The organism is Amycolatopsis marina (genome assembly GCF_900111885.1).
Taxonomy (GTDB): domain Bacteria; phylum Actinomycetota; class Actinomycetes; order Mycobacteriales; family Pseudonocardiaceae; genus Amycolatopsis; species Amycolatopsis marina.
Genome location: NZ_FOKG01000018.1, coordinates 98,719 through 115,385, shown reverse-complemented (window position 1 = coordinate 115,385; position 16,667 = coordinate 98,719). Strand labels below are relative to the sequence as shown.

Sequence of the window (16,667 nt, the reverse complement as noted above, 5' to 3'; positions counted from 1 at the left end):
TGATCAGAACGGAACTCGCCGTGGCGGACCCTGCCTCCGACAAGCGTGAGCGCCGCGGGACGCGGCGTCGGCGCAGCCGTCGGTACAACCCTGACGGCACGATGACGCTTATCGAGCACGTGTACGAGTTCCGGCGCAGGCTCGCTTACGGGCTCCTCTCGGTCGTGCTGGGCGGGATCGTGGGCTTCATCTGGTTCGAGATCTCGGTGGGCAGGCTGCCTTCTCTGGGCACGCTGATGACCGGGCCCTACTGTGACCTGCCGAGTTCCGGCCCGGACAAGCTGCGCGTCCAGTTCGATGAGACCTGCACACTGCTGCAGACCCAGCCGTTCGAGTCCTTCATGATTCAGTTGAAGGTCGGCATAGCGGCAGGCATGGTGCTCGTGGCACCGCTGTGGCTCTACCAGGTCTGGGCGTTCATCGCTCCAGGTCTCTACTCGAAGGAGCGCAAGTACGCGCTGACCTTCGTCGGCTTCGCGAGCATCTTGTTCGCGGCCGGTGCGTTGCTCGCCTACCTGCTGGTGCCCGGCGCGCTGAAGTTCCTGGTCGGTTTCGGTGGTGACGTGTTCTCCACCGCGCTCACCGGTGACAAGTACATCTCGTTCGTCCTGGCGCTGCTTTTCATCTTCGGGGTGAGTTTCGAACTGCCGTTGCTGATGGTGATGCTGAACCGGGTCGGGATCCTCAAGTACGACCAGCTGAAGCGGTGGCGTCGCGGCATCATCATGGGCCTGTTCGTGTTCGCGGCGTTCGCGACGCCGGGCAACGACCCGTTCTCGATGCTGGCGCTGGCACTCGCGCTCGTGCTGCTGGCGGAACTGGCGATCCAGATCTCCCGCCTGCACGACCGGAAGCTGGCGAAGCAGCGCAGGGCCGAAGGGCTGGAGAACCTCGCCGACGACGAGGCCGCTCCGTTCGAGTACACGCCGAGTTCGGTCGACGACGAGCCGTCGGCCACCCCTGGCGCCGGGCGCTCGAAGACCGACGACGTCACCTGACGCGGTGGGCGTGCACGCGGCGCTCGCCGTGCATCCTGACTCCGGGCGTGGGGCGGCGGCGAGGATCGCCGGAACGGTCGCCGACCGGCTTCGTGCCGCGGTTGACCGGCTCGATCTGCTGGTGGCCACCAGTGTGGCCGAGTCGCAGGCGTTGATGGCGAGATCCCACGAGGACGGGCTCGACGTGCTGGTCGTCCTCGGCGGTGACGGGGCCGCACATCAGGGTGTGCAGTTCTGCGCGGGCAGCGGGACGGCGTTGGCCCTGGTCCCCTCCGGCACGGGCAACGACCTCGCCAGGGCTCTCGGAGTCGATCGTGACCCGCTGCGTGCGGTGGACGAGGTCGTGGCCGCGCTGGCCGACGGCCGCAGGCGGCGCATCGATCTGGGACGGCTGGGGGACACCTGGTTCAGCACGGTGCTCTGCGCCGGCTTCGACGCCGCGGTGAACGAGCGGGCCAACCGGATGCGCTGGCCGGCCGGGCCCCGTCGCTATGACCTGGCCATCCTGGGTGAACTGGCCGCGTTCCGGCCGCGGCACCTCGTGGTGGACACCGGCGCACGCAGGGAGGAGTTCGAGGCGACACTGGTCGCGATCGGCAACACCGCCTGGTACGGCGGGGGAGTGCCGATCTGTCCCGAAGCCCGGCCCGACGACGGTGTGTTCGACGTCACGGTCGTCGGTCGTGCGAGCAGGCGCGAACTGCTGCGGATGCTGCCCAGCCTGCGGACCGGGCGACACGTGCGGTACCCGGGGGTGCACACCATGCGTGCGGTGAGCGTCGAGCTCTCGGGCAGCGAGTGGCCGGTGTACGCCGACGGCGAGGCACTGGGACAGCTGCCGATCACTGCCCGGTCCGTCCCGGGAGCACTGACCGTGGTCGGTTGAGCGCGGTGCCACCGACCTCGTCGGACCCAACCGGAACACACCAACCGCTACCCGCAGTGATCGGCACACCGTGGCCGGGCGCGGATTGCACAGGCAAGTGCCCTCGGCAACCGCCGCATGCGAGCGCATGACCACGTGTGAAACCCTGAGGTCGTGGCCCCATCCGCTTCTCATTCCCCTGCCGAGGCCTACTCGGCCTCCCGTCGCAGGGGCCGTTATCCCCAACTGGCCGATTTCGCCGGCGAGGTGGCGTTCGGCTTCGACGACTTCCAGGTTCGTGGTTGTGAGGCACTCGAGGACGGTCACGGCGTCCTCGTCTGCGCCCCGACCGGGGCGGGCAAGACGATCGTCGGAGAGTTCGCCGTACATCTCGCGCTGGCCGAGGGCCGCAAGTGCTTCTACACCACGCCGATCAAGGCGCTGTCGAACCAGAAGTTCGCGGACCTGACGGCCCGCTACGGCAGCGACGCGGTAGGCCTGCTCACCGGCGACACGTCGATCAACGGCAACGCGCAGATCGTGGTCATGACCACCGAGGTGCTGCGGAACATGCTGTACGCGCGCTCGGCGACCCTGAACGACCTCGGCTACGTGGTGATGGACGAGGTGCACTACCTCGCGGACCGGTTCAGGGGCGCGGTCTGGGAGGAAGTCATCCTGCACCTGCCCGAGCACATCCGGGTCGTCGGTCTCTCCGCGACCGTCAGCAACGCCGAGGAGTTCGGCGAGTGGCTGGTCGAGGTGCGCGGAGACACGACCGTGGTCGTGGACGAGCACCGGCCGGTTCCGCTCTGGCAGCACATGCTGATCGGCAACCGGATGTTCGATCTGTTCGCTGGGGACAGTGGTGACGGGGAGAACCGCATCAACCCGAGTTTGCTGCGCCGCGCCGACGAGGTGGGCAGGCACTACGGGTTCGGCAGAACGCAGCGCGGCCAGCGCGGACGCGGCGGCCACAACGGCGGGCCCCGGTTCCGGCCACCGTCCAGGGTGGAGGTCGCCGAGCGGCTCGACAGCGCGGGTCTGCTGCCCGCGATCGTCTTCATCTTCTCCAGGGCCGGTTGCGACGCCGCTGTCGGGCAGTGCGTTCGCGCCGGGCTTCGGTTGAACTCTCCTGAGGAGATCGAGGAGATTCGTCAGGTCGTCGCGGATCGCACCGCGGACCTGCCTGAAGGCGACCTCGGCGTGCTCGGCTACTGGGAGTGGCGCGAGGCGCTGGAACGTGGGGTCGCCGGGCACCACGCGGGGCTGCTGCCCGCGTTCAAGGAGACCGTGGAGGAGCTGTTCGTCCGCGGCCTGGTGAAGGTCGTGTTCGCGACCGAGACGCTCGCACTGGGCATCAACATGCCTGCCCGCACCGTCGTCCTCGAACGACTGGTGAAGTACAACGGGGAAGCCCACGTCGACCTCACCCCGGGCGAGTACACCCAGCTCACCGGCAGGGCGGGCAGGCGCGGGATCGACATCGAGGGGCACGCCGTCGTGGTGTGGCAGCCCGGCGTGGATCCGAAGCAGGTGGCCGGCCTCGCGTCGACCCGTACCTATCCGCTGCGCTCGTCGTTCCGGCCCGGCTACAACATGGCCATCAATCTGGTTGCCCAGCTCGGCGCGGCGCAGGCCCGTGATCTGCTCGAGCAGTCGTTCGCGCAGTTCCAGGCGGACCGGTCCGTGGTGGGCCTCGCCCGGCGGATCGAGCGCAACAAGGAGGCGCTTGACGGATACGCGGAGGCCATCACCGGCGACTTCGACCAGATGCTGTCCTACGTCGAGCTGCGCAAGAAGATTTCCGCCAGGGAGAAGGCGCTCGCCAGGCAGAACAGCGTGAGCCGCCGCGCCGACACGATGGACTCACTGGAGAAACTACGCAGGGGCGATGTCATCGCGGTGCCGTCGGGGCGGCGGTCCGGGCTGGCCGTGGTGGTCGACCCCGGCCTCGATCCGATTCGCGAGCCGCGTCCCGTGGTGGTCACCGAGGACCGCTGGTCCGGCGCGCTGTCGGTGGCCGACTTCCCGTCGCCGGTGGAACCGCTGGACCGGATGCGGCTGCCCAAACACGTCGAGTTGCGTTCGCCGAAGACCCGCCGCGACATCGCGTCCCGGCTGCGCGATCTGGGAGTCTCCGTGCCGTCGCGGTCCAAGCGGCGCTCGGACGCCAACTCCGACGACGAGTTGATCGACCTGCGCAGGGCGCTGCGCGCGCATCCCGCCCACGGCCTGGCTGAGCGCGAGGCGAACCTGCGCTGGGTGGAGCGGTACCAGCGGCTCGCCGCGGAGACCGAGCAGCTGGAACGCAAGGTCGCGGCCACCACCCACTCGCTGGCCAGGGCGTTCGACCGGATTCGGGCGCTGCTCACCGAACGCGGGTATCTCGCCCCGGTGGACACCCAGCTCCCCGAGCACCCAGCGGACGTGGCGGGTACCGAAGACACGGCGGACGCCGGGAACACGGACGTCTTCGAGGCCAACGGGGTCACCGAGCACGGCCGCAGGCTGGCGCGGCTGTACAGCGAATCCGACCTGCTGGCCGCCGAGTGCATCCGCCACGGCGTGTGGCAGGGGCTGAAGCCACCGGAACTGGCGGCCGTGGTTTCGGCCCTGGTGTTCGAGTCCCGCAGGGACGCCGCGGGGGAGCCGAGGCTGCCGTCCGGGCCGGTGCCCAATGCGTGGCAGGCCACGGCGCGGATCTGGCTCGAACTGGCCGAGGACGAGCAGCGGCACCGGCTCAACCGCACCCGCGAACCCGACGCGGGGTTCGCCTGGCCGATCTACCGCTGGGCACGCGGAGAGTCGCTGGAGAAGGTGCTCACAGCGGCCGAAGCCAACGGGCAGGAACTGTCCGCGGGCGACTTCGTCCGCTGGTCTCGCCAGGTCATCGACCTGCTGGACCAGATCCGCGACGTGCTCGGCAGGTCCGACCCCGTGGGTCAGTCCGCGAGCGACGCGGTTCGCGCACTGCGTCGGGGTGTCGTGGCCGCTGGTGCGACGTGACGACCTTGACGCGTGCGTTACCCGTCCCTGTGGTTGGATCGCCCCGGACAGTGAGCACAACCGGCACAGCCGTGCCGGAGACTGGGGCGGCGCACGGGCGCGGTCCTACCGGGACCATGGCGATCCGACCGACGACGTCGATTGGCGGAGGCGAACAATGAGCACGCCGTACGGAGGAAACGACCCGCAGCAGTGGGGACAACAACCCTACGGTTCCGGGCCACCGTCCGGTGGGTTCCCCGAGCAGCAGCCCGGCTACGGTGCCCAGCCGCCGCAGTACGGGCAACAGCCACCGCCCGGATACGGCCAGCCGCCGCAGTACGGCCAGCAGCCCGGCTACGGCTACCCCCAGCAACCAGGGCAGGGCCAGCCAGGGCAGCACGGGCAGCCGCAGTACGGCGCACCGGGCTACCCGCAGCAGTCCGGCTATCCGCAGGGCTACGGCCAGCCGCCCCAGCAGGGACAGTTCGGCTATGGCCAGCCGGGGGCCTATCCGCCGCCCGAGGGCGGCAAGTCGGGCAAGGGCCTCTGGTTGATCATCGGCGGAGTGGTCGTCGTGGTCGCGCTGGCTGCCGTGGCCCTCTTCGTCTGGCCGGGCTGGGCGGCACCGGGGAAGACGTTCGACAGCGAGCGCATGCAGACCGACGTGCAGCGGGTGCTGGTGGAGAACTACCAGATCGAGGGCGTCGAGAGCGTCTCCTGCCCGTCCGGGCAGAAGATCGAGGAAGGCGTCACGTTCACGTGTGAGGCCGTGATCGGCGGGCAGCCGAAGCAGGTGCCCATCACCGTGACCGGCAACAACAACGAGTACGAGGTCGGCATGCCGCGGTAAACCATTGGCCTCGCCATGGTTCCTGCGACGATCATCCAGCTATGACCGATCACGTCACGAGACTGCTCAGCCAGGACGAACTCCGGACCGCGAACACCCTGTTTCGCGGCACGCTGCACGTGGCGCCCGCGACAGACGAGGAGTGGGCGCGTTCGACCGAGTCCTACCAACCGGACCGCACCCTCGGCGTGTTCGACACCGAACTCATCGGCACCGCGCGCTCGTTCGACTCCGACCTCACCGTGCCAGGTGGCGCGCGGGTGCCGCTGTCAGCGGTGACCGGTGTCGGTGTCCGTGCGGACCGGACACGGCGCGGCGTGCTCACCGAGCTGATGCGAACCCAGCTTGAGGGCTTCGCCGATCGGGGTGTTGTGGCCGCGAACCTGTATGCCTCCGAGGGACTCATCTACGGCCGGTTCGGATACGGGGTGGCCACGCTGTGGCGCCGGTGTGTCGTGGACCGGCGCAGGGCCGTCGTTCGCGCCGGGGCGCCCTCGGGTGGTGAGGTCGAACTGCTGGACCTGGAGACAGCCAAAACGAGGCTGCCGGAGATTCACGACGGGCTCGACGACGACCGGCCGGGCGCGATGCGCAGGTCCGAGTACTGGTGGCCCGGTCTGTACCGGCAGTTGAATCGCGCGGAGGCGCCGGTGAAGACCGTTCTGCACCACGGCGCCGACGGTATCGACGGCTATGTCGTCTACCACACCTCTCGTCCCAACCCCGCCGATCCCGCAGTGCTACGGGTGGAGGAGTTCCACGCCAGGACACCGGACGCTTACGCCCGGATGTGGCGGTTCCTGCTCAGTGTCGACCTCATCGACACCATCGAGGTATCGGAGATGGCGCTCGACGATCCGCTCGAGCTGCTGTTCACCGACCCACGGGCGGTCAAGGTCACTGGTGTGGAGGACGAGACCTGGCTCCGGCTGGTGGACGTTCCCGCGGCACTCGCCGCCCGCGAGCGCGGCGACGCCGAAGTCGTACTCGAGGTGGCCGACCCGATCCTGCCGCGCAACTCGGGTCGTTACCTGGTCAGCAAGGATGCGGTCACCCGAACCGATGCGCCTGCGCAGCTGAGCATGGGAGTCGACGTCCTTGCCATGATCTACCTCGGCACCTGGCGGCCGTCGGCGCTGGCGTCGGTCGGTCGTATCGACGTGGCAGACTCCGGCGTGGCGGAACGTGCCGATCTGTTGTTCGGTACCCGTGTCGCCGCGTGGTGCGGTACCTTCTTCTGACCTTTTGAACGATCAACTTCTCGGGGTGTAGTGCCGTGCGGTTACGCGCTGTGCTGGTGGGACTCGGATGTGCCGCTGTCGTGACAATGACATCGGCCTGCGACGGTACGGCTCCGGCAGACGACGCGCCTCCGCTGACAACGTCGTCGCCCGCGCCCGACTGGAGCACGATGACGGCCACCGCGACGCCCGGGACCACCACGTCCACCGACCGGTCCTCGTCCGTACCGGGCACCAGCGTCACGAAGGTGTTCGACGCCGAGGCGATGCAGAAGTCCGTCCGGGAGATCCTCACCGAGGAGTACCTGGTGGAGGATCTGCGATCCGTGACCTGCCCTTCCGGCAAGCGGGTCGAGGTGGACAGCACCTTCGAGTGCACGGCACAGATCGGCGGCGAGTCAAAAGCCGTCCCAATCACCGTGACCAGCGAGAAGGGCGACTATCAGGTGGGCATGCCCGCCTGAGGACCAGCGCGTGGGGCCGCGCCCGCATCGAGGTGGCTTTAGGCACGTTATGTTCCTAACGGGATGACAGACTTCGAGCCATGTTGGAAACTTCGGCTCGACTGCTGCGGCTGCTGGCGCTGTTGCAGATGCGACGTGAGTGGACCGGCTCGGAGCTGGCGGACCGGCTCGAGGTGAGTGGACGCACGGTGCGCAATGATGTCGAGCGGCTGCGGACGCTCGGCTACCCGGTCAACGCGACGCGTGGTTCGGTGGGCGGCTATCAGCTGGGAGCGGGGGCGGCGATGCCGCCGCTGGTGCTCGACGACGAGGAGGCCATCGCGGTCGCGGTCGGCCTGCGGACGGCGGCGGGTGGCACGATCGCCGGCGTCGAGGAGACCTCCCTGCGGGCGTTGGCGAAGGTGGAACAAATCCTGCCGAACCGGTTGCGGCGCCGGGTCAGCGCACTGCAGAACTACACGGTGCCGGTGCCTCGCGACGAGTCCGGACCGCGGGTGAACGCCGAGGTGCTGAGCACGCTCGCCGCCGCATGCCGGGATCAGGAACGCGTGCGGTTCGCCTACCGCAACCACGACGGCACCGAGAGTAGGCGCATCGTGGAGCCGTACCGGCTGGTGACCTGGGGACGGCGGTGGTATCTGGTCGCTTGGGACGTCGATCGTGACGACTGGCGGACCTTCCGCGTGGATCGGCTGGACCCGCGGCCGCCCTCCGGGCCCCGGTTCACGCCACGAGAGCTACCGGGCGACGTCGTTGACCGGGTCCGCAGTGGTGTGTCCTCGGCCGCGTGGCGGTACCGGGCGCGGGTCATCGTGCACGCGCCTGCCGAGCTGGTCGCCGATCGGATCAATCCGGCGGTCGGCACCGTGGAGGCCATCGATGACGACACCTGCGTCCTGCACACCGGCGCGGACACGGTGGACACGCTCGCCGTCCACCTCGGTCTGCTCGGCGTCGACTTCACCGTCACCGAACCGCCCGAACTGGTCGAACTGGTACGGACGCTCTCCGGTCGCTATCGGCGGGCCGTCCGGAGCGGGTGAGACGGCGGTGTGACGGCTCAGCCGGGCAGTGCCGCGAGGAGCCGCTCCGTGGAGCGGCCGAGATTCCACCGCTGCCCGAGTTCGGCCACCCGGTCGGGATCGGCGGCGGCCGCCGGCACCCGGTCGTCCCTGGACATCCGCACCGGGGCGTCGGGCACGACTCCGACCACTCGTGGGGCCACGAGGAGATAGTCCGCCGCGTCGAGGATCCGCGTGCGCGTCTTCACCGGCAGCTCCGCGCTGCCGTTCGCCGCCGCCGCGACCAGCGCGTCGAGCGATCCGAACTGGGTGATCAGTTTGGCCGCGGTCTTCTCGCCGATGCCCGCGACACCGGGCAGGCCGTCGGAGGGGTCGCCACGCAACACGGACATGTCGGCGTAGCCGGGACCCGCGAGTTCCAGGGGGACGCCGTACTTGTCGGCGATCTCGGCGGGGCCGAGCACCTCGGCCTTCGCCCACCCCTTGCCCACGTAGATCACCGATGCCGGTGTCGGTTCGCTGCGAACGAGCTGGAACAGGTCGCGATCACCGGTGACGACCTCGACCGGATCCGTTGCCTCGCGTGCGGTGAGGGTGCCGATCACGTCGTCGGCCTCGAAGCCCTCCGCCTCCGCGGTGGCCAGCCCGACGGCGTCAAGCAGGTCCAGGATGATCGGGACCTGCGGGGTCAGGGTGTCGGGCACCTCCTCGGCGGTGCCGGAACTGTCGGAGGTGTCAGTAGTCTCCGCGACCCGGTGTGCCTTGTAACTCGGCAGCAGGTCGACGCGGAACTGCGGACGCCAGTCGGCGTCGAGGCACGCGACAAGGCGGCTGGGCCGCCGGTCGGTGAGGATCCGCGCGACGGTGTCGGCGAACCCGCGCACCGCGTTCACCGGGGTGCCGTCGGGAGCGGTCAGGGACTCGGGGAGCGCGTGGAACGAGCGGAAGTACAGGCTCGCTGCGTCGAGAAGGGCTAGCGGTGCGGTCACCCGGACAGCCTGCCACGACCTCGCCGTGTCCTGTACTCACGCCGCGCCGGTTGGTCGGCGGGCGGTCTGGGGCCTGCCGGGATATGAGCGTGCGTGTATGTCGAGCTGCCCGTGCTTGAGGTTGACGAGCCGTTACGACGTTGAGACGGGTGTCGCCGCGATATCAGGGTCTTCACCGATGCCTTGTCGCTTCGTGGTGAAGGATGCTGGTCGTATGTTGGAGATCCTTACCGATCAGGCCAGGCGAGCATTCGTTCTTGCAGAGGAGTACGCGAGCAGTCTCAACCATCCTTATATCGGTACTGAACATGTACTAGTGGGCCTGCTCGACGAGGGCGGCACCGCGGCGTGCGCACTCGAATCGCTCGGCGCCGGCGAGTCCACCATCCGCAGTGGCATCGAGGAGATCATCGGCCGAGGAGAGCCCCGCACCACCTCTGCCGCACCCTGGACGAAGCGAACCGAACGGGTCGTGCGGCTCGCGAAGGCGGCAGCCGCCGATGAGGGACGCGAGTTCGTCGGGACGCCGCACCTGCTACTCGGCTTGCTCAGTGACGACGACGACGCGGGAGTTGCTGTCCGCGTCCTCGGCTCTCTCGGCGTCACCAAGGACGCCGTACAGGCGGCGTTGGCCGCCTGATCGATCGAGAACCGGGCTGGCGTCGTCTCGAGCGCGGGCAGCGCGATCGCGCCTCGGAGCCGGCCGGATCGGGAACCGCCCGGGCCCCGTCTGCGGACAGCGGCGCGCCGAATGCAGAGAAGACTTTGCAGAGAACTCTTTGCAAAGTCTTCTCTGCAAGATAGCGTCTGTGGCATGAGCGATCCCGGCAACATCGACGGTGTCCAACCCGGTGCCCAGCGGTCGAGCACCGCCAATCTGGATGCGCGGTCCCTGCGCGCTCTGGCCCACCCGTTGCGCGTTCGGTTGCTGGACCTGCTGCGCGCCGACGGTCCCGCCACGGCGTCCGGGCTGGCGCAGCGGGTCGGCGAGAGTTCCGGGACCACCAGCTGGCACCTGCGCCAACTGGCCGAGCACGGACTCGTCGAGGAGGACGCCACTCGAGGGACCAAACGGGAACGGTGGTGGAAGCCCACACACGAGAGCCACTCGATGCGTGTCGCCGACTTCGTGGACGACCCGGAGCTCGCTGGCCCGCTCAACGTCTACCTGCAGTCGCTGATCCAGCAGCGCTTCGCCGTCGAGTCGCAGTTCGTCGCCGAACTGCCGCAGTGGCTCGACCGCTGGAAGGACAAGGCCAGCTTCTACGACGACCGACTCTTCCTCAGTCCGGCGGAGGCGCTCGCCCTCACCGAGGAGGTGCAGGCGGTGGTCGAGCGGTACCGGCGCATCCGCAGGGACGGTGATGACACCGTCGTCACCCACTGGGCGGCGTTCCCGAGAGCGACGCGTCCGGAGGAGTCGTGAGGCGCCGCGCGCCGCTGCTCGCCATCCTCACGGCGTCGGGACTCAGCGCCGCCGGGTCGGCGATGACACTGATCGCCATTCCGTGGTTCGTCCTGGACAGCACCGGCAGCGGCGCGCGCACGGGGCTGATCGCCGCACTCGAAACTCTCGGACTGCTGCTCTCGGTCGCGCTGGCGGGGCCGCTGGTGGACCGGTATGGAGCACGGATCGTCAGCGTCCTCGCCGATCTCGGCACGGTCGTGGCGGTCGCGGCGATCCCTGTCGCGCATCTGAGCACTGGGCTCTCCTTCACCGCGTTGGCAGCCCTGGCGTTCGGTATCGGCCTCGGGCGCGCGCCTGCCCGGACAGCCAAGTCCGTACTGCTGCCGCAGGCGATCGACGCGGCAGGTGCGTCCGTCGAGCGGGGAACCAGCGCTCAGGAGGGCGTGCAACGACTGGGTGACCTGCTGGGCGCACCTACGGGTGGCGCCCTGATCGCCGTCCTGGGAGCGGCGCCCGTGCTGCTGATCGATGCGGGCGCGATTCTCGGTGGCGCCCTGCTCGTGGGAGTGCTGGTGCCCGCCGCGGCACGACCGGGAAACGCGAGCACCGGAGTGCGCGGGTATCTGGGCGACCTTCGGGACAGCATGAGGCGGCTACGGGCCGACCGGCTGCTGCTCGCGGTCGGCGTGGTGGTCGCGGCCACGAATGCGCTCTTGGTCGGTCTGGCCTCGGTGCTGCTGCCCGCCTACGGTGCGCTGGTCTGGCACAACAGTGCCCTCGTCGGAGCGGCCATCGCGGCGGTCGGCGTCGGCGGGCTGCTCGGCGCCGTGCTGTACGGCTGGCTCGGTGCCCGGCTGCCGCGCAGGCTGACCTTCGTCGTGTGCTATCTGCTGTGCGGGCCGCCGATGTTCGCCGCGCTCGCGCTGAATCCGCATCCCGTACTGCTGCTGGTGCTGGTCGTCGTGTCGAGTCTCGGCAGCGGTCCCCTCAACCCCATCCTCGCCGGAGTCAAGTACGAGCGGGTCCCCGTCGAGTTCCGTGGCCGGGTCTTCGCCGCGCTGACCACCATGGCGCTCGCGGCGATGCCGCTGGGCACGCTGCTCGCCGGTGTGCTCCTCGACCTCGTCGGGCTCCGGCCTGCCGTGCTGGTGATGGGCGGGCTGTGCCTGCTGGCCACGCTCTGCCCGGTCGTGTTCCCCGTGTGGCGAGAACTGGACCGGCCGGTATCCACAGCCACCAGCACTAGTCCGAATGAGTCATCGGTGTCGACACAGATTTACGCAGAGTAGATTTCCTAGGTCGTCTATTGCGCCGAATGGATGGTTGGGCCTCGGCTACGCGAACTTCTTCAAAAAAGTTTGGGGATCTCTGTATCTGGCGGTGCCCTTGCTGCGTCCTATTCCGCGAAGACAGTGGTCCGATGCCAGGGCCAGACGCGGTTGAGGAGAACCAACAATGAGCACAAAGGACACAGACGCGACCGCTTCCTCCGTGGAGCAGACTGCCTCGGACACCGAGTTGGAAGGGGACGGCTCGAAGACCCCGACCACACCGCCGACCAAGTCGCCTACGCCGTTGGGTAACTGGGACCCGAACAGCCCGCCAGCCAACTGATCTGGACAGCACAGGTCACTGGGGGATGGTGGTGTCCGGTAGCCGAGGGGGCTACCGGACACCACCGCCAAGACGGGCTCACATGGAGAACGCGGTGCCTCAGGTGTGCGGGATCGGGCCGGGGAGGACCGACTTCGCACTGAGAGCCTCGGATGCTTGACCCGAAGGCTGTCGAACGGCCTGCGGCACCGCGGGGTCGGCGAATGCCGTGGGGGCAGGGTGACCGCCGGCAGACATCGCCACGTGAGGCCGGCCCACCCCGAAGGGGGTCGGGCGGGTCCGGGGGAGGATCCGCCTGGGGTGGGTGGGGCGACCGGCCGGTGCCGACACTGTCGAGCACCGGCCGGTACCCCGGATCAAATACAACTACTGCTCCGAACGAGTGAGAGATGCCTTCAGGTTGCCTTTTGGTGGTCACTGACCGCGATACGACCGGGATACTGCGACCGCTGACATCAACAGCAGTCGACCGAAGTGAGGCAGATACGGTGGCCGATGCGCAGACAGTGGAAGCAGACCCTCCCTGGGAGGGACTGCAGGGTAACGAGCTGTATGCGGCATGCCTGCACGCCGCACGTGCGGGCGACCGCGCGGCGATGAACCGTCTCGTGGCCGAGCTGAGCCCATTGCTGTGGCATGTCGCGCGCAGTAACGGACTGGACCGGCACACCGCCGAGGACGTGGTTCAGACGGTGTGGCTGGCGCTGTTCAGCCACCTGCAGCAGCTCAACGATCCTCGCGCTCTGGCCGCATGGTTGATCACGACGGCCCGGCGCGAGGCACAGCGCGCGCACGGCCGCAAGGCCCCACCGGTACCACTCACGGACGAACTCGCCGAGAACATGCTCTCCGATCAGCCGTCGCCTGACGTGGAGGCACTGAGGTCGGACCGGGACCGCAGGCTCTGGGCCGCCTTCACCAAACTTCCGCAGCGCTGCCAGGAGCTGCTCAAGCTGACCGTCCTCGCCGGGCGCACCGAGTACCGCCTCGTCGCCCAAGCGCTGCGCATGCCCCACGGCAGCATCGGACCGACACGTGGACGCTGCCTGATCATGATTCGCGGCCTCCTCGAACGCGAAGGGGGCACAGCATGAACGAGACCTCGCCCGGGCGCAGTGCGTTTCCTGACGACGAGACGCTGCTCGACGATCTGGACCGGCTGCTCGACAGCGTGGACCCGGTTCCCGACGGCCTGGTCGAACGCGTCCAGTTCGCCATGGCGTTGGAGAACCTGGACGTGGAGGTCGCTCGCTGGGAGCGTGCCGATGCGCTGAGCGGTGTGCGTGGAACCGACCAGGGCACGATCACCTTCACCGTCAGCGATCTGACGGTGATGATCAACCTGACCCGGGTCGGGAAGCACCATCGGATCGACGGCTGGCTCGTCCCGGCGGGGGAGTTCGGCGTGGAGGTCCGAGTCTCGGAGCACGGCTCGTCCCGCACGGTCGCGGATGAAGGCGGCCGTTTCGTTCTCGATCAGGTTCCGAGAGGGACGACTCAGATCGTCGTGACGGTCGGTGACCCGACGTCAGGTCGCACCGTCGTAACGCCAACCGTGATTCTGTAGGCGGCCAGACGGCACGTGGAATTGTGAGGTGTGCTCCTATTGTTCCTGTGCCCGGTTCACGACCTGACCCCGCCATCGTTGCCCGAGCGCGCCAACTGTACGAACGTGCTGCAAACGTCGCTTCTGATCAGCGTCCAGCTGAAGCCGTTCAGCTACTGACCCACGCACTGCGGCACCTTGACGATCATCTCCCTGGTGGTGACCTTGACGCTCTCGCGCTTCGCGCCCGGATCACAATTAGCCTTGCCTCCGCGGTCGCGGAGACGGAATCGCCAAAGGCGGGACTGGCGCACCTGGCGCGTGTCGAATCCGTACTGAATCAGTTACCTCGCGGCGATCGACGGAATTCACTCGCGGCGGTGACGGGCTTGCAACGTGCAGTGGTCCTGTTCAGAGCCGGCCAGCTCCCTGAGGCCCGTCAACTACTCGACAACATTCTGCCTACGTTGGACCTGCGTGTGCCCGAGAACCGGCTGTTGTTGACGCGCAATCTGCTGAATCGATCGCACGTCCACCTCCTGATGAATGATCCTGACGCTGCGCTAACCGATCTCAAGAGAAGCCTTGCCCTAGCCGTGGAGCACGGGTATCGCCTGCTTGAAGCGAAAATCCGACACAACCTTGGCGATCAGGCGCACTTGGTCGGGGACGTCCCGGAGGCGTTGCACCACTACGAACAAGCCGCACGCATCTTTGCGCAGGAGGGCACCGGTTCCCTGCCGAAGATTCAACTGGACCAGGCAAAGGCGCTGCTGACCGCAGGATTGGCGGAAGAGGCTGCCAAGCACCTGGACGAGGCTCTGCCAGAACTGCAGCGCAACGGTGTGGTGCAGGACGTGGCCGAGGCTCAGGTAGCCCGTGCCGCTGCCGCGATGTTGCTCGGTGATCTCGACATGGCCGTGCAACTGGCGCGCGATGCACGCCGCAGCTTCCTCCGTCGTGGCCACCAATCCTGGGCCGAGGTCGCCATGCTCACCCGGCTGCGTGCGGAGACACTCGCGGTCCTCGACAACGCGGCATCGCGGCCACCTGCTCGGCTCGTCACCAACCTCGATGGGCTCAGTGACCGGCTCGCAACGTTGGGACTGCGGGACGAGTCGGCGGTCGCCCGGTTGCTGGCGGTCCGGTTACTGATCCGCCGTGGCGCGCTCGACACCGCGGAGGGTCAGCTCGCGAAGGTGCCGCGACCGCGCCGGACCACGCCCGTCGACCACCGGATGCTGCTACGACTGTGCAAGGCGGAGCTGGCCGTGGCCGTTGGGCGGCATCGGTCCGCGGTGGCCCAGGCCCGCGCGGGACTGACGGAGCTGGGTTGGGCCCGTGATCGGATGGGCGGACTCGACCTGCTCTGCGGTACCGCGGTGCACGGCCAGGAACTCGGCAGTCTCGCGGTCCGGCTGCTGCTGCAGAAGGCTCGCGGGCAGGCAGGTGCTCGCCGGGTGCTGGCGTGGCAGGAACGAACCAGGGCACAGGTGTACCGCTACGAGCCGCTGCCCGCCGTCGAGGACCCGGTGCTCGCCAAGCACATCAACGAGATGCGCCACGTCCAGCGCACGGTGCAGCAGCGACGCCTCGAGGGCGAGCCGGTGGCCGCGCTCGAACAGCGGTACGCCTGGCTGCAACGGGAAGCCAGCAGGCTCGGGTGGTACACCAGCAAGTGGGGCAAACCGAGGCCGGTGTGCACGCCGGACGAGGTCGCGCGGCGACTCGGCAGCCGCGTGCTGGTGAGCCTCGCGGCCAACGAGGGTGCGCTGTTCGCCGTCGTCGTCCGCGACGGCGGCTTTCGGCTCGTGCGCCTTGGCTCCCTCGCCGAGACCGAGGAAACGGCACGCCAACTGCACGCCGACCTCGACGCACTTGCTCCGGACCACCTCCCGAAGCCGCTCGCCGACGCGGTGGCGGCCTCCGCGCGAAGGCGCGCCGACCTGCTGGATCGGTTGTTGATCCGGCCGTTGCTCGATCTGGTGGGCGACAGTGAACTCGTGGTCGTGCCCATCGGGACGCTGTACTCGCTCCCGTGGTCGGTTCTGCCCTCGCTGCGTGCCCGGCCGGTTTCGGTGGTTCCTTCGGCCACCGCCTGGGTGGCGGCAGCCGATCGCAAGGAACCCGGCAGCGCGAGCCCGATCGTGCTCGTGGGCGGCCCCGGCGTCCCCGGAGCGATCGGTGAGGTGCGGCAGCTGCGATCGGTGTACCCCCGAGCCGGAGTCGTCGACGGCGATCAGGCCACCAGTTCGGCCGTACTCGCCGCACTCGACGGCTCCAGGCTGGCGCATCTGGTCGCGCACGGCACCCACGAGCCCGCCAACGCGCTCTTCTCCCGGCTGGATCTCGTGGACGGTCCCATTTTCGCGCACGAGACCACTCGGCTTGGGGCGCCGCCGGAACACGTCGTGCTCGCCGCGTGCGAGCTGGCCATGAGCCACATCCGGCCGGGGGAGGAGGCCCTCGGCTTCGCCGGAACCCTGCTGGCCAGCGGGTCGAAGACAGTCGTCGGCGCGGTGGCCAGGGTGGGCGACCAGGCCGCGGCCGAGACGATGTCCGCCCTGCACAGCGGGCTCGCTGCGGGGGTCTCGCCCGCGCTGGCGCTCGCCGAGGCGAACGCGGTCGATCCGTTGCGCCGTCCGTTCCTGTGCCTCGGCTGCGGATGAGGGCACGGCC

Annotated in this window: 15 protein-coding genes; 14 read left to right on the top strand and 1 reads right to left on the bottom strand. The window is 68.7% G+C overall.

Going from position 1 to position 16,667, the window contains the following annotated elements; all coding sequences use genetic code 11:
• Positions 1–20: 20 nt before the first annotated feature.
• From tatC to BM199_RS25415, 7 genes are all read left to right on the top strand, one after another.
• The gene (tatC, locus tag BM199_RS25445) at positions 21–998 is read left to right on the top strand and encodes a twin-arginine translocase subunit TatC (RefSeq protein ID WP_091676447.1); all 978 of its coding nucleotides are present in this window, start codon (positions 21–23) and stop codon (positions 996–998) included.
• A gap of 4 nt (positions 999–1,002) precedes the next feature.
• Positions 1,003–1,884: a diacylglycerol/lipid kinase family protein gene (locus tag BM199_RS25440; protein WP_091676346.1), complete on the top strand. Its 882-nt coding sequence runs from the start codon at positions 1,003–1,005 to the stop codon at positions 1,882–1,884.
• A 153-nt stretch (positions 1,885–2,037) separates the two neighbouring features.
• A complete protein-coding gene (locus BM199_RS25435) occupies positions 2,038–4,872 on the top strand; it encodes a DEAD/DEAH box helicase (RefSeq protein WP_091676345.1) in 2,835 nt (944 codons plus the stop codon).
• 157 nt (positions 4,873–5,029) lie between these two features.
• On the top strand, positions 5,030–5,704 hold the full coding sequence (locus BM199_RS25430; RefSeq protein ID WP_091676342.1) for a DUF4333 domain-containing protein: 675 nt from the start codon (positions 5,030–5,032) through the stop codon (positions 5,702–5,704).
• A 41-nt stretch (positions 5,705–5,745) separates the two neighbouring features.
• Complete coding sequence (locus BM199_RS25425; protein ID WP_091676340.1) at positions 5,746–6,945, top strand: GNAT family N-acetyltransferase; 1,200 nt, start codon at positions 5,746–5,748, stop codon at positions 6,943–6,945.
• 170 nt (positions 6,946–7,115) lie between these two features.
• On the top strand, positions 7,116–7,409 hold the full coding sequence (locus BM199_RS25420) for a DUF4333 domain-containing protein (RefSeq protein WP_177242782.1): 294 nt from the start codon (positions 7,116–7,118) through the stop codon (positions 7,407–7,409).
• Between the two features lie 80 nt (positions 7,410–7,489).
• Positions 7,490–8,452 carry a helix-turn-helix transcriptional regulator gene (locus tag BM199_RS25415; RefSeq protein WP_091676336.1) on the top strand — a complete coding sequence of 321 codons (963 nt, stop codon included), beginning with the start codon at positions 7,490–7,492 and terminating at the stop codon, positions 8,450–8,452.
• A 17-nt stretch (positions 8,453–8,469) separates the two neighbouring features.
• On the opposite strand, the gene BM199_RS25410 is transcribed toward BM199_RS25415, so the two are convergent.
• Positions 8,470–9,420 (bottom strand): 5'-3' exonuclease, encoded by a 951-nt coding sequence (locus tag BM199_RS25410; protein WP_091676334.1) that lies wholly within the window; start codon positions 9,418–9,420, stop codon positions 8,470–8,472.
• A gap of 97 nt (positions 9,421–9,517) precedes the next feature.
• On the opposite strand from BM199_RS25410, the gene BM199_RS25405 reads away from it, so the two are divergent.
• The 7 genes from BM199_RS25405 to BM199_RS25380 all read left to right on the top strand — a co-directional run bounded on the left by BM199_RS25405 (position 9,518) and on the right by BM199_RS25380 (position 16,657).
• Positions 9,518–10,060, top strand: coding sequence for a Clp protease N-terminal domain-containing protein (locus tag BM199_RS25405; RefSeq protein WP_091676331.1), 543 nt, complete (start codon positions 9,518–9,520; stop codon positions 10,058–10,060).
• A 174-nt stretch (positions 10,061–10,234) separates the two neighbouring features.
• Entirely contained in the window at positions 10,235–10,846 is a 612-nt protein-coding gene (locus BM199_RS25400) for a winged helix-turn-helix domain-containing protein (protein WP_091676329.1), read from the top strand.
• Positions 10,843–12,117, top strand: coding sequence for an MFS transporter (locus tag BM199_RS25395; RefSeq protein ID WP_245788671.1), 1,275 nt, complete (start codon positions 10,843–10,845; stop codon positions 12,115–12,117). Before BM199_RS25400 ends, BM199_RS25395 begins: the two co-directional genes overlap by 4 nt.
• 166 nt (positions 12,118–12,283) lie before the next feature.
• A complete protein-coding gene (locus BM199_RS34010; RefSeq protein ID WP_177242780.1) occupies positions 12,284–12,442 on the top strand; it encodes a hypothetical protein in 159 nt (52 codons plus the stop codon).
• 488 nt (positions 12,443–12,930) lie between these two features.
• Positions 12,931–13,536, top strand: coding sequence for an RNA polymerase sigma factor (locus BM199_RS25390; protein ID WP_091676326.1), 606 nt, complete (start codon positions 12,931–12,933; stop codon positions 13,534–13,536).
• Positions 13,533–14,009: a hypothetical protein gene (locus BM199_RS25385; RefSeq protein WP_091676324.1), complete on the top strand. Its 477-nt coding sequence runs from the start codon at positions 13,533–13,535 to the stop codon at positions 14,007–14,009. Before BM199_RS25390 ends, BM199_RS25385 begins: the two co-directional genes overlap by 4 nt.
• 47 nt (positions 14,010–14,056) lie before the next feature.
• On the top strand, positions 14,057–16,657 hold the full coding sequence (locus tag BM199_RS25380) for a CHAT domain-containing protein (protein WP_091676322.1): 2,601 nt from the start codon (positions 14,057–14,059) through the stop codon (positions 16,655–16,657).
• Positions 16,658–16,667 lie beyond the last annotated feature (10 nt).